General features: G+C 72.6%; 9 protein-coding genes. 5 read left to right on the forward strand and 4 right to left on the reverse strand.

Features of this window, described 5'->3' with window-relative positions:
- Positions 1-56 precede the first annotated feature (56 nt).
- Positions 57-1,046: a LysR family transcriptional regulator gene (locus ACQPZA_RS34895; protein ID WP_433276562.1), complete on the forward strand. Its 990-nt coding sequence runs from the start codon at positions 57-59 to the stop codon at positions 1,044-1,046.
- An 8-nt stretch (positions 1,047-1,054) separates the two neighbouring features.
- On the opposite strand, the gene ACQPZA_RS34900 is transcribed toward ACQPZA_RS34895, so the two are convergent.
- Positions 1,055-1,900, reverse strand: a complete 846-nt coding sequence (locus ACQPZA_RS34900; protein ID WP_433276563.1) for an alpha/beta fold hydrolase — start codon at positions 1,898-1,900, stop codon at positions 1,055-1,057.
- Positions 1,901-1,976: 76 nt separating this feature from the next.
- On the opposite strand from ACQPZA_RS34900, the gene ACQPZA_RS34905 reads away from it, so the two are divergent.
- Entirely contained in the window at positions 1,977-2,789 is an 813-nt protein-coding gene (locus tag ACQPZA_RS34905; protein ID WP_433276565.1) for an alpha/beta hydrolase, read from the forward strand.
- Positions 2,790-2,827: 38 nt separating this feature from the next.
- Here ACQPZA_RS34905 and ACQPZA_RS34910 read toward each other — a convergent pair whose 3' ends face one another.
- On the reverse strand, positions 2,828-4,105 hold the full coding sequence (locus tag ACQPZA_RS34910) for a DUF222 domain-containing protein (protein WP_433276566.1): 1,278 nt from the start codon (positions 4,103-4,105) through the stop codon (positions 2,828-2,830).
- Positions 4,106-4,487: 382 nt separating this feature from the next.
- The gene (locus ACQPZA_RS34915; RefSeq protein ID WP_433276568.1) at positions 4,488-5,573 is read right to left on the reverse strand and encodes a threonine aldolase family protein; all 1,086 of its coding nucleotides are present in this window, start codon (positions 5,571-5,573) and stop codon (positions 4,488-4,490) included.
- A 235-nt stretch (positions 5,574-5,808) separates the two neighbouring features.
- Here ACQPZA_RS34915 and sbnA point away from each other — a divergent pair, with 235 nt between their 5' ends.
- The gene (gene sbnA, locus ACQPZA_RS34920; RefSeq protein WP_433276569.1) at positions 5,809-6,795 is read left to right on the forward strand and encodes a 2,3-diaminopropionate biosynthesis protein SbnA; all 987 of its coding nucleotides are present in this window, start codon (positions 5,809-5,811) and stop codon (positions 6,793-6,795) included.
- A gap of 456 nt (positions 6,796-7,251) precedes the next feature.
- On the opposite strand, the gene ACQPZA_RS34925 is transcribed toward sbnA, so the two are convergent.
- A complete protein-coding gene (locus tag ACQPZA_RS34925) occupies positions 7,252-8,667 on the reverse strand; it encodes a PQQ-binding-like beta-propeller repeat protein (protein ID WP_433276570.1) in 1,416 nt (471 codons plus the stop codon).
- Between the two features lie 332 nt (positions 8,668-8,999).
- Between ACQPZA_RS34925 and ACQPZA_RS34930 the strand changes: the two genes are divergently transcribed.
- Both ACQPZA_RS34930 and ACQPZA_RS34935 read left to right on the forward strand, forming a co-directional pair.
- On the forward strand, positions 9,000-9,938 hold the full coding sequence (locus ACQPZA_RS34930; RefSeq protein ID WP_433276572.1) for a hypothetical protein: 939 nt from the start codon (positions 9,000-9,002) through the stop codon (positions 9,936-9,938).
- A 135-nt stretch (positions 9,939-10,073) separates the two neighbouring features.
- Positions 10,074-13,502 carry an ATP-binding cassette domain-containing protein gene (locus tag ACQPZA_RS34935; protein WP_433276573.1) on the forward strand — a complete coding sequence of 1,143 codons (3,429 nt, stop codon included), beginning with the start codon at positions 10,074-10,076 and terminating at the stop codon, positions 13,500-13,502.
- Positions 13,503-13,632: the final 130 nt, after the last annotated feature.

Consider the following 13,632-nt stretch of genomic DNA (forward strand, 5'->3'; position numbering starts at 1 on the left):
CAGGCCAGAGCCATGCGACCAACGAAAGTTGAGCACACCTGGTATGCGTGGACGTCATGGACTTCACGGATGTCTCGCTGGTCGCGCTGCGAGTCTTCCGTGAGGTCGCCGAACGCCGCACGCTCACCGCAGCCGCGGCGGCACTCGGTTACACCCAGTCCGCCGTGTCCCGGCAGATCGCCACGCTCGAACGCGCGGCGGGCAGCCCGTTGCTCGAGCGGCGCCACGACGGGGTGCGGCTGACCCCCGCCGGGCACGTCGTGCTGCGCCGGGCCGCGACCGTGCTCGACGAGATCGACGCCACGGCGCGTGAGCTCGCGGGCCTGCCCACCGAGGTGGGCACGGTCCGGCTGGGCTGGTTCAGCAGTGCCGGCGCCCTCCTGGTGCCCCGGGCGCTGGCCGCGCTGCGCCGGACCCACCCCGCCGTCACCGTGCACTCCCGGGAGGGCAGCACACCCGCATTGGTCCGCGCGCTGCGAGCCGGCACCGTCGATCTCGCGGTGGTGGCGTCGCTGCCGCCGTTCCGGCCGCCCGACACCGAGACACCTTCGCTGGAACTGGAGGTGCTCGCCGAACGCAGCCTGCACGTCGCGGTGCCCGCCACCCATCCGCTCGCCGCAGCCGACTCGGTGGACGTCGCCGACCTGCGCGGTCAGCGTTGGATCGCCACCCATCCGCTCGCCGCAGCCGACTCGGTGGACGTCGCCGACCTGCGCGGTCAGCGTTGGATCGCCACCCCGTCCACTGCGGAAGAGAGCCGGCTGGGGGTCTGGCCCGGGCTGGACGAACGACCCGAGATCGCCCACACCGCCCGTGACTGGCTGGCCAAGCTGCATCTCGTCGCCGCCGGATGCGGGCTGACCACGCTGCCCGGCTCACTCGCGGCGACGGTGCCACCCGGAGTACGCGTCCTCACGGTGCGCGGCGGCTCGCAGGAACAGCGGCGCATCCTCCTGGCGCGGCTCCCGCGCCCGCTGTCCGAGCCGGCCGCCCGCCTCGCCGACGCCCTGCGCGCCGCGGCAGCCGACGCCGGCCCGTCGCACTAGTGCGATGGTTACAGCCGGTGGCCTGCCAGGAACCCCGACACCAGCGAGGTGAACTCCTCGGTGCGCTCCCACACGAGGCCATGGCTGGAGCCGGGTCCGGTCAGCAGTTCGAAGCGCGCGCCAGGAATGCGGTCGCTCACGGCGCGGCCGGAACGGGCCGGGGTCAGCAGATCCTGCTTCCCTGAGATCACCAGGGTCGGGACCTCGATCGCCCCCAGGCGGTCCAGGGCATCGTGCGCGCCGTCGGCGTCCCACTGCTCGACCATCGCCGACATCTGCGACCCGGTGCTCGGGAACATGGTGTCGAGCTGGGCCGTGACCGGTACGAAACGCCCGGACACGAGCAGTTCCGGGGAGAACACGATGCGCAGGGCGACGAGGCCGGCGGCCCGGTCGCCGGTGCGCCAGGGATGGGACAACCCGGTGAACACGGCGTGCTGGAACTGGTCGGTCCGCCCCCAGGTGCAGGCCAGCACCAGCGACGCGACACGTGCAGGGTGGCTGAGGGCGAACTCCTGGGCGACGGCACTGCCCAAGGACCAGCCGATGAGGTGTGCGCGGTCCACCGACAGGGCGTCGAGCAGCTCGGCGAGGTCGTCGGCGAGAGATCGCACGCCGATCGGCCCGGAGCCGCGCTCGGACTCGCCGATGCCGCGGTGGTTGTAGCTGATCACCGTGAACCGCGGGCACAGTGCGGGTAGCAACGGCGCCCACATCCAGTGGTGCTGGCCGGTGCCGCAGATGAGGACCACCGGCTCGCCCTGACCGATCTCCGCGACCTGCAGGCTCACATCGTTACCGAGCGCGACCATCTTCTCGCCGATCGTGCGGCCGTTCTCCCTCGTGTAATCCACAGTTAGATTATGCATACAATCCAAACTGCAGGGCCGTCTCGCACCCCGGGGACCGGTGTCGGGCAGACTGCGCCGGGTGGCCACAGCGGTGCGCGTCGTCATCGCGCTGGTGGTCCTCGCCGTCGTCACGGCCACGCTGGCGTGGGCGTTCCAGAGACGGTTGGTCTACCTGCCGTCGGGAGCGCCGGGAACTCCGCCCGAGCAGTTGCTCGACGGCGGATCCACCGTGCGGGTGCGCACCGAGGACGGGCTCGAGCTCGCCGCCTGGTACGCGCCCGCGACCGCTCTTGCCAGGGGCACCACCGTGCTGGTCCTCCCCGGCAACGCCGGCTCGCGAGCCGTTCGCGTCCCGCTCGCCCGCGCACTGAGCGCCTCGGGGTTCGACGTGCTCCTGCTCGACTACCGGGGCTACGGCGGCAATCCCGGTTCAGCCACGGAGGAGGGTCTCGCGGCCGACGCGCGGGCCGCGCACCGGCACCTCGTCACCGAGCGCGGGGTGGACCCTGCGCGGCTGGTGCTGTTCGGGGAGAGCCTCGGCGCAGCCGTCGCCACCCGGCTCGCGGTCGAGCGTCCTGTCGGCGGGCTGGTGCTGCGCAGCCCGTTCGCCTCGCTGGCCGACATGGCGGCGGTCCACTACCCGTTCCTGCCCGCCCGGGCGCTGCTGCGCGACCGCTTTCCGGTCCGGGAGACCGTCCGGTCGGTGACCGTGCCGACCATCGTGGTCGCCGGCGGAGCCGACGAGATCGTGCCGACGGCGCAGAGCCGCGCCGTCGCCGACGCCGCGGGCGCCCCGTACGTCGAGGTACCGGAAGCGCGGCACAACGACTCCGAACTGGGGCACGGGCCACAGGTCGTCGACGCCGTCCGGCGGGTCAGCGGCTACCAGTGATCACAGAGGCTCAGCCGACCGCCCATCTGCTCGATCCCTTACGCGGCGAGGTGCAGGAGCGGTTGTCGGCGGGGTCTTCGCCCCGGGTCGATCCAGGCGGGTGGGATGAACTCGGGGAGCCCGTCGCGGATGCGGACCTGCCAGTCGGAGTGGTGGAGCAGCCGGTGACATGCCCGGCAGAGCATGACGCAGTTGTGCAGGGCGGTGTCGCCGCCGTCCTGCCAGGCGGTGATGTGGTGGACTTCGCACCAGGACGCGGGCCGGCCACACCCGGGTCGGGCGCAGCCGCGGTCGCGGGCGGCGATGGCGCGGCGCAGCCCGTCGGGGATGGTGCGGGTGGCACGCCCAACGTCGAGCGGCTGACCTTTCCCGTTCAACACGACAGGGGCGACCGCGGCGTCACAGGCCAGCATCCGCAGCGACTCCGGGCTCAGGGTGCCGCCGAAGTCCAAGCAGGCGGCGCGGGCCCGGTTCTCCAGATCCTCCAGCCGAACCAGCACGCTCAGGTGCGGGCGGCGCCCGCCGCACTCGGGCACATCGGCGTGGTCGAGCACATACCCACACACGTCGGCCAGCGCGTCGGCCTGCCGTTGCGCGGTGCTGCGCTGGTCGTCGCCGGTGACCGGCCGGGAGTGGGCGTCGACGGTGGCGATGGCATCGAACACGGCCGCGTCATCGAACCGGCCCTTCACCGTGCCGCCCGGCTTGCCGCGGTGCCGGGCCAGGTGCAGTTCGTTGACCGGCGCGGGTGGGCGGTCGTCGGGCTCGGGCCCGTCCTCGTCGAGAGCCTCGACGAGAGCGGTGCCCCAGGCCTGTAGTTCGGATGGGGTGTAGACGGCGGCCTTGTCGGCCAGTTGGGCTTCAGCGCCGGCCCACACATCTGGGGTGAGCCTTTCCGCGGCCGGGGTGGCCAACACGCGGGCGATCACCGCGACGTGCCGCAGCCCGGTGTGCCCGGCGGCGAACACCGCGGCGGTGGTAGGCAGCTTCGCGGGTAGCGCGGTGCCATCGAGGCTCACCCGCGGGCACACCTGCTCGGCGGCGACCACCCGCTGGCGGGCCTCGAACCGCTCCCACCCGAGCAGATCCCCCAACGCCGCCGGCGTGGACGTGTAGCCGCGCTCGGCGAACGTCCCCCGCCGCTCCAAAGTCGACACGGCGGCAACGACGACCCGGTCCAACCGCCTGCTGGTGCCCTCGCACAAGGTGAGCACAGACAGCAGGTCATCGTCGGTGGCGGCGTCGGTGGCGGCGGACAGCGCGTCGATCGCCTCGACCAGGAGGCGATGCGCGGTGGTGAGCGGGCTGTCCGACACCCCTCCATCATACTCGAACACATGTTCGAATCGATGTTCGTCGTCGCAGGTCAACGGCCATTCAGCGCTCGTGGCAGTGGCCTGCCGGACTCGCCGATCGCCCCACGCCGTCCGCCACGGACTTGCCCGGCCGGCCTGGCTCGACCGTCCCGTCGGCACGGTGATCCGCCGCTGCGGCGCAGCGACGGCGGCGACGGCAGGTGCACGGCCGCGCCAGCGACCGGTCCCGCCGGACCCGCACCGGCCACTGGTCGGGTTCGACACGTCCACGCCGCCATCGACGACCACACCCGCCTGGCCTACGCCGAGATCCACCCCGACGAGAAGCCCACCGCGGCCACCCACTCATCAGCCGGGTCAACATCCCGCCTGGGCAGTACAGCTAGGGGGTCATCGCGCGGTCGGTCGCCCGGTCGAGCAGCTCGCGAAGCAGGCCGACGACCTCGGCGGGAGTGAACTCCATGGCGTTCTCGCCGACGGACACCTCGAACGCGCAGCGGTTCGGATCAGGCGAGGTCCGGGTCCGGGAGAACAGCTGCGTGCCGTGCTCGGCGAGCATCGCCTCCTGTGCCCGGTCCGCGGCGTCCTTCGACACGGGCAGATGAACGTGGAACAACGGCGTCGGCGGCTGCGCCGGCACCGTGGACGCCTCCGTGCCGGCGTTGACGGCGGCGGCGATCGCGACCGCGTGGTCCCGGAAGGCGGGCATCCGCGGCAGGAGGTCATCGAGCCCGATCAGTGCCGACACGGCCAGCGGCCATGCCTCCGGGATAGCGCCCCCCAGCCGGTGCCGCCACACCGCGGCCTCGTCGACGATGCTCCGGTCGGCGGCCAGCACCGCGCCCCGCACACCCTGCAAGCCCTTGTAGAGCGACACGTAGACGGAGTCGAACAGGGCGGAGATCTCCGCGAACGAGCGCTCGTAGTACGGCTGCGCCTCCCACAGCCGCGCGCCGTCCAGATGCACCGCCGCCCCACGCTCGCGGGCAAGTTCGACCTGCGCGACGAGATCGTCCCAGGCCGGGAGCTGCCCGCCGATCTCCCGTTGCGGCAGCTCGAACACCACCGCAGCCAGTGGCTCCGCGACGGCCGCCAGATCCTCGACCGTCAGCAGCCTGTTCGGGTCACCGATCGGGTGGTACCGCAGTCCGTGCACGGCGCTGAATCCCTGCTGCTCCCAGAGGGTCAGGTGGTTCGTCGGATGCGCGGCGAAGGTGACGCGACCGCGGCGCCCGGCATGCACCCGCAACGCCACCTGCTGGGCCATCGCACCGGTCGGGAAGAACAGGGCCGCCGGTGTCCCGAGCAGGTCGGCGATCCGCTGCTGCAGCACCTCGACCGGCCCGTCGGGACCGCTCGGCGGGGTGTCGGGAGGCAGGTGGTCGATCATCCGCTGCAGGACGAGAGCCGGCATCCGACGCAGCTGCGCGTGCGAGGACAGGGAACGGCGAACCTCGGGACCGGCCACAGCGGCACCCTACGGTCGGCGCGACTCCCCGCCCCGACCGGTCGGCGTCGCGCGAAAGGTAGGGAATTCCCTACCGCCGGGCTCGGGAACCACCGGGAGAACCTCCCGTTTCTCCGGGTGCCGACTCCACGTTATCGAGGGTTTTCCCACTGGTCCCGGCAGGCATTCCGAACGAATCATGTTCCTCGTCAACAGAACGGTCGAAGCCCTGTTACCGCAGACGAGGAGACCCATCGTGCCAGTCATATCTGCTCCCCAGGGCTTCAACGAGGACGACCTCTACGTCGACCTCGAGTCGGTTGTCGGGCGCTCGCTCTTCCTCAAGTGCGAGGGCTTCAACTTCGCCGGTTCGATCAAGCTGAAAGCCGCGGCCGAGATGGTGGAGGCCGCCGAGCGGGACGGGGTCCTCCGGCCCGGATCGGTGCTGGTCGAGTCCTCGTCCGGGAACCTGGGCGTGGCGCTGAGCATGATCGCGGCGAACAAGGGTTACCGGTTCATCTGCGTGACCGACTCCCGCTGCAACCTCTCGACCAGGCGGCTCATGGAGGCCTTGGGCAGCCAGGTGCACATCATCACCGAGCCGGATCCCGACAGCGGCTATCTCGGCGCACGGATCAACCACATCCACGCATTGCTGGCCTCCGACGACCGGTACGTCTGGCTCAACCAGTACAGCAACGAGGCCAACTGGAAGGCGCACCACCGCACGACGGCGCCGGCCATTGCCCGCCAGTTCCCGAACCTGGATGTGCTGTTCGTGGGGGCCGGCACCACCGGCACCCTGATGGGCTGCGCGCGCTATTTCCGCGACCGGCGCCGGCCGGTGCGGATCGTCGCGGTGGACAGCGTCGGCTCGGTGTCCTTCGGCACGCCGCAAGGCCGCCGGATGATCCCCGGGCTGGGGATGAACATCCGTCCACCGTTGCTCGACGAGTCCTACGTCGACGAGGTGGTGCACGTCGAGGAGGCCGACACCATCCGCGCCTGCCACCGGCTGGCCCGTCGCGGGTTCCTCTTCGGTGGCTCCACGGGCACGGTGGTCAGCGGTGCGACGAACTGGCTGGCCGAGCACGACGACGGCGACCTCACCGCGGTGGCGATCGCCCCGGACCTCGGTGAGCGCTACCTCGACACCGTCTACCAGTCCAACTGGGTGCACGACCTCTACGGCGAGGACGTGCTCCCCTCCCGCGAACGGGCCGCTGCTCACCGGGTTGCCTGACAACCACACCCGGCGATTCACCTCAACCGCTACTACCAGACCAACTTCGACAACGGCAGCAGAGACTCCGGAAGTTCGATCGCGGCGACCCCCAGGGCCGTCGCGACCAAGATTCTCGACCCGCTCACCGAGATAGCCGCGATACTTGCCTCGAATTCAATCTTGACAAGAAGGGACGAGCCGCGCGACAACATCGTCCGATAAACCATCAGCATTCTACCGGCAGCCACCCCGAGCACGTTTTCCGCCATCCACGCCAGGTCCGAGATGCGTGATGTGCCGATATTCTCGATCAGTCCGACCTGTTGCCGACTCAGGACGTCACTTATCCGGATCGCATCCTCTCACCGCCGGCTACTGCGATGGCCGAACGTTCCATGGATGGCGACCCGATCCATAACTGTCATCTCAGAAAATGGAACGCGTGACACGTTCGTCGAGAGCGGGAGACCGCCGTCAGCGGCGGATCGCCACTGCGGTGATGCCGGCCCGGGTGGGGACGAACAGCGCCCCGCCGCTCACGGCCGGCGTGGCGAAACGGGTGGCGGCACCGACCGGGAGGGTCGCCCGTACCTGGCCCGTCGCGGCATCGAGGGCGTCGAGGGTGCCGTCCTGCTGCACCGACCAGACGGTCGTACCCACGACCACCGGTGACCCGGTGACCGCGGCGCCTGCCTGCCAGCCACGAGCCATCCGGGCGTCGGTCCCGACCCGCACCTGCAGCAGCCCTTCCATGCACGGCAGGAAGACCACCGCGCCGCCACCCGGCCCGGGCGTGGTGGCGGCACCACCGTAGGAGTGGCACGGCTCGAGCCGGTCGCGCTCGCCGCCCACACCCCCGAGCGCGTCGACGTCCGCCAGATAGACCCCACCGCCCTTGCCTGCGGCGAGCACCCGGTGCGCACCGGGCAGCACCACGGGGCCGGTGGAGCCGAGATCGGCGTCGACCGAGTTCTCCTGCGCCCAGCCGGCCGGGGCGAAGCCGTCGAGCAGCCGCAGCTGCGGCGACAACCGCAGGATCGAGTCGCTGTGGTCCCACACCCCGCCGACGGCCTCGCCGTTGCCCGTGGTCACCAGCACGTCGCCACCGGGCAGGGCGGCCGGCCCCGACGCGGCCCAGATGCCCCCTTCCCGCGTGGTGGGGACGGCGAAGTCGACCTCGGGTCCGTCTCCCGCGACGGGAACGCCGACCACACGGCCGAGGTACTGGCCGCAGTCGCCCGAGTTGCCCCCGTAGGGGATGTAGACCATCCCGTCGGCGAGCAGCAGAGCCCCGCGCTGCAGGTGCGTCGCCGGCTCGCTGCCCGGAGCGTCGACCCTGCGCTGCGTGCGGACCTGCCCGCTCCTGGCGTCGACGGCGAACAGGATGTGCTCGACACCGGGCCGCGCGGCGACCGCGAACACCTGACCGCTCCCGGGGTCGTAGACCGGGGTGCCGGTGATCCCCATCGGGTCGATGTTGCCGCAGGGCAGGTCCGAGCCCGGCACGGGATCGGCCAGGTGCGTACGCCACCGCACCGCTCCGGTCGCCGCGTCCAGCCCGTACAGCGACCCGCCCTCGGTCGCCGCCACCAGCAACCCGCCCACGACGATCGGGCTGGCGTAGACGGCCCCGTCCAGGTCGGCTCTCCACGCCACCGCGGGCGCGGCCGGGTCGGGACCGTCCGGCGCGTAGCCGGCCCGGGTGGCGTCCCCGTGGTAGGTCGTCCAGTCCGCGCCGAGCGGCAAGGGGGCCGCGGCAACGGCAGCGGGCTGCCCGCCCGGCGAGTCGCATGCCGCCATCGCGACGAGCCCGACGAGCACGGCCGCGAGTGCGCGAACCACATGTTGCGCGTGGACGCCGTCGCGGACCCACGACCTCCAGCACGGCACCGGGCGATCGTCTCATCGGGCCGGGGCTCCCGCAGGCCGATGTCGCCCGACGAGCCGAACGGGGAGAATGACCGGATCGCGCCCTCTGTACCAGCAGCATCAACGCTGCACTGCATCCCCTCCGCGAGGTGCCGATGTGGCAGTGGCCCGGCGACACAGCCCATCCCTAGCCCTACGGCACTTGCTCACGGGAGCCGAGATCAGGCAGGTCCCGACCCCCTGCATCGGGTCAGGGCCCATGGTCGAGGGCAGTATGGTGAGCGAAACGAGGGGGGCAATCACACGTGCGAGGCTCGGCCGGTTCTCTGCTCGCAGCGGCGTTCACACTCCTGATGAGGGTTCCGGCCGCGCAAGCGCCGGCCCGGACACCGTCGAAACCGGTCCGCCTGCGGCGGCGGAACCTCGCGGCGGCGGCCGTGCTCAGCGCGGTGGCCGTGGCCACGATGTCCGCCCCCGCGTATGCGGCCACCCCGGCAGCCGACACGGTCTCGGTCACCGGCGCCGTGGGTTCCCCGGCCACCTACACCGCAGCTGCGCTCGCCGACCTCGGTGAGCAGAAGTTCGCGATCGTGGACCCGGGCGACGGACCGCTGACGGTCTCCGGGGTGTCCCTGCAGGACGTGATCGAGAAGTCCGCCCCGACCCTGCCGGCCGGCCACAACACCAACCTGCGCGTCACGCTGACCGTCACCGGTCACGACAAGCAGGCCGTCACCTTCGCCCTGGCCGAGCTCGATCCGAAGCTCGGGGCGAACCCTGCGGTGCTCACCACCGACGGCCCGGACATCGGGCTGGTGGTGCCCGGCGACCTGAACCGGTCCCGCAGCATCTCCGACGTCGAGTCGGTCCGGGTCGCCGTGTCCGACGCCGGGGTCGCGAAGGTCGAACCCGGCTCGGTGCAGGTGGTGACCGCGGACGGGCGTGTGACGCTGACCGGGGACGAGCTGAACCGGCTTCCCGCGAAGAAGGTGTCGGTGACGTTCGTGGGCCCCCGCGGCCCGGAGACCCACACCGAGTCGGGCCCGTCGCTGACCGAGGCGCTGCGTGCCGCAGGAGTCAACGCCCGGTCGAAGACGGCGGTGGTGGCTGTCGGATCGGACAGCTACGCGGCTGCCGTCACCCCGGCGGAGGCCACCCTCGCCGGCAAGCAGCTGATCCTCTCGACCGTGGAGGACGGGGCGGCGCTGAAGCAGCCCAGGCTGGTCGTCGACGGCGACATCGGCGGCGGCCGCTACGTGTCCGACGTGGTCACGATCGAGATCGGCGGCTGAGCCTCCGCCGCGCGCCCGACCGAGGCCGCGGCGCCGCCGGAAAACCCGAGGCGGGTAGCAGCACCCCGACGCTAGCGTGCGGGCCGACGAACATCATCGGTCCCGGTCGCCGGGCCGTGCCGGGGGCGGGGGAACGTGCGCGCAGCAGGGCTGACCTGGCGACGGCTGGCCGAGCCCGCCTCCACCGCCGCCGTGGTCGTGGCCTGTGTCGCCGCCGCGGCCGAGACGCTCGCCGCCGTCGTCGCCGGACAGCTGGCCGACCAGCCCACCACCTGGCTGGTCGGGCTGCTCGCCTGCCTGCTGCTCGGAGCCACCCTGCTGGACACGGCCGGGCGCACCGCCTTCTCCGGGGTCGTCGGCCGCGCCGAGGGCCGGCTGCGCGCCGACCTGCTGGACGCCGCGCTCCACCAACCGCTACCGGCGCTCGAGGAGCTGGCGGTCGGGGAGGTGCTCGACCGGGTCGACGACGACGCCAGGGAAGTCGGCGTGCTGCTGCGCCGCACCGGCTGGAACATGGGCCGGGCCCTGCTGCGCTCCGTGCTGGCCTGGGTGATCGCCGGGCTGACGTGGTGGCCGGCCTGGATCGGGTTCCCGCTGGTGGCGCTGCTCTCCGTGGCGCTGGTGCGCCCGCTCACCCGGCTCACGGCCGAGCGGAAGCTCGCGGAGGAGGCCGCGTGGTCCGACCACTCCGCCCAGCTGGAGGAGGCCGTCGCCGGACGTGACGACGTCCGCTCCTCGCTGGGGCAGCCCCACGTCGTGCGCCAGTACGCGCGCCTCGCGCGACACGTGCTGGACCGCGTGGCCGCCACCTGCTCCGCCGCCACCCAGGTCGGCCTGCGCACCGGTCTCGTCGTCCACGGTGCCCTCGCCGCCCTCGCCGTGAGCGGCGCCGCGCTCGTGGGCGGGGGCGAGCTGGAGGTGTCCGCGCTGGTCACCCTGTGGCTGCTGGTCACGACGTTCGCCGGGCAGCTCAGCCAGGTCACCCAGCACCTGCCGGAGGTGCAGGCCGGGCTCGGCGCCTTGCAACGGATCGGTGGCCTGCTGACCGCCCCACAGGAGCCGAGCGGCGGCGCGCCCGTGCCGGCCGGGCCGGCCGCCGTCGAGTTCCGCGACCTCACCGTGGGCTACCCCGGCGGCTTCTCCGTGCGGTCGGTGGATCTCACGGTGGCCGCCGGAACCACGTGTGCGCTGGTCGGACGCACCGGCGCCGGCAAGTCGACGCTGGCCAAGGTGCTGTCGCGGGCTCTGGAGCCACCGGTGGGCACCGTGTTCGTCGCCGGCCAGGACGTCACGGCGACGACTATGGAGGACCTCCGCCGGGCGGTGGGCGTGGTCACGCAGCGCACGGAGATCCTTGCCGCGACCCTCGAGGAGAACATCACCCTGTTCCTCGACGTCCCGCACGCCGCCGTCGAGGGCGCCGTCGAGGCGCTGGGGCTGACCGAGTGGGTGAGCTCCCTGCCCGAGGGCCTGGCGACCCGCCTGGGCAGCGGCGGCAGCACGCTGTCCGCCGGAGAGGAGCAACTGGTCGCCTTTGCCCGGCTGCTGGTCCGCGACGTCGCGGTCGTGATCCTCGACGAGGCCACCGCACGGATGGACCCGCAGACCGAGCGTCTCGTGACCCGGGCCACCGACCGGCTGCTCGCCGGCCGCACCGGCATCGTCATCGCCCACCGGCTCTCCACCACCCGGCGGTGCGACACCGTGGCCGTGCTCGACCGGGGACGTGTCGTCCAGCACGGGCCGCGCGCCCGGCTGGCAACCGAACCCGGCCCGTTCCGTGACCTGCTGGCCGCCGCCGGTGAGACCGGGCAGCCCGCTGAGGCCGGGGTCCTGCTCAGCCGGGGCGAGCGCCGGGCGCCCCGGCCGGCACCCGCCCCCGCCCGTCCCCGGCTCGCGCGCACGGTGCTACGGATGCTGCGCGCCTACCCGCAGTGGGGCGTGGTGGGCGCGCTCGCGTTCCTCGCCGCGTCGCTGCTGGGGGCGTACGGCGCCGTGACCGGGTGGCTGTGGGGCCTGCTGGTCACCGCACTGGAGCAGGGCGCCGCCGCCTGGACGGCAGCCACCGCTCTCGCGGTGGCGCTCCTGGTCGCCCCGCTGGCCATCGCGCTGGCCTTCCGCGTCTACCCGCTGTGGTGGTCGGCGGTGACACTGCGGATGCGGCTCGCCGCGCTGCGCGGGCAGACGATGCAGCGCCGCCTGGTGCGCACGCCGCCGGGCGAGGTCGTCGCCAGGGCCCTCGACTCGGACCGGCTGGTGATCTACGCCGACCGGTGGGTGGACGTGATCAACGGGATGGGCGTCGTGCTGGTCACCGCGGTCGTCGCCCGCAGCCTGCTGGCCGGAGCGGTGGTCGGCGGCATCCTGGTCGTGTCGGCGGTGGCCGCCACCGCGGGTGCTCCGCTCGCGGGAGCGGTCGGCCGCGAGGCCGGGGACGCCAGGGCCCGCTTCGGCGCGTCGCTGGTCTCGGCCCTCGACGCCGCCCGCACGGTGAAGCTGGCCGCCGCGACCTCCGCGGTGCAGTCCCATCTCGTCCGGGTCGATGCGCAGCGGGTGGCTGCGGTGGTTCGCGAACACCGGGTGCGCACGCTGCTCGACGGCGTGCCGGGACTGCTGGTGCAGCTGGGTGTGGTGGTCACCTGGTGGGCCCACCTGGCCGGCGTGTGGGACCTCGCCACCGCGCTACTCGTGAGCACCGCGGTGGCCGGCTCGGGCTGGTTCGGCACGGTGTTCGGCGCCGCCGTCACCGAGACGCCCGTGGCCCGACGCTGGCTGCAGGCGATGTCGGACCTGTCCGGCGCCGGCGACCTGATCTCCCTGCCCCCGGGGGTGGACCTGGTCACCGGCACGGCGCCCGCGCCACCCGCCGTCGGCCGCGTGCCGTTGAAACGGCTCAGCCTGCACGGCGTGACCGCGGTCCACGACGACGGCACGGTCGGGACGGACGGTGTCACCCTCGACGTGGACGCCGGCTCCCTCGTCCTGCTGACAGGACGGGTCGGCTCGGGGAAGTCCAGCCTCCTCGCCAGCCTCGCCGGGCTCGTCGACCACGAGGGCAGCATCCGCTGGAACGACCGCGAGATCGACGACCCGCAGCTGTTCCTCCGTCCGGGCCAGGTCGCCTACGTCGGCCAGGTACCGCGGGTGCTGTCCGGGTCCTTCGTCGACAACATCGCCCTCGACCACGACCGCGGGTTCTCCGACGCCGTCGCGGACGCCCGGCTGCAGACCGACGTGGAGGAGGCGGGCGGCCACGGCGCGCTGGTCGGCCACCGCGGGGTGCGCCTGTCCGGCGGCCAGGTCCAGCGGCTCGCACTGGCCAGGGCGCTGGCCACCGGGGCGGAACTGCTGGTGGCCGACGACGTCTCCTCCGCCCTGGACGCGCGCACCGAGGTGGAGCTGTGGGACGCGCTGCGCCGGCGTGGCGTGACCGTCGTGGGCTGCAGCTCCAAGAGGTCCGCACTGGCCCGCGCCGACTGCGTCGTCGTGCTCGAAGAGGGACGGGTGGCCGCCACCGGACCGTGGGACCAGCTCGCCGACCGCTGGGGGCACCTGGCGGGCTGACGCGCGCAAATACAGACTCGTATCTGGATTCGGATCTGTATCTTCCTTGCGTGAGCGAACCCCTGTGGACACCAACATGCCCGACCTGACCATCGGCGGTAACAACACGGTCAGCCAGCTGTTCGGGGAG

This window comes from Pseudonocardia xinjiangensis (assembly GCF_050948425.1).
GTDB lineage: Bacteria > Actinomycetota > Actinomycetes > Mycobacteriales > Pseudonocardiaceae > Pseudonocardia > Pseudonocardia xinjiangensis.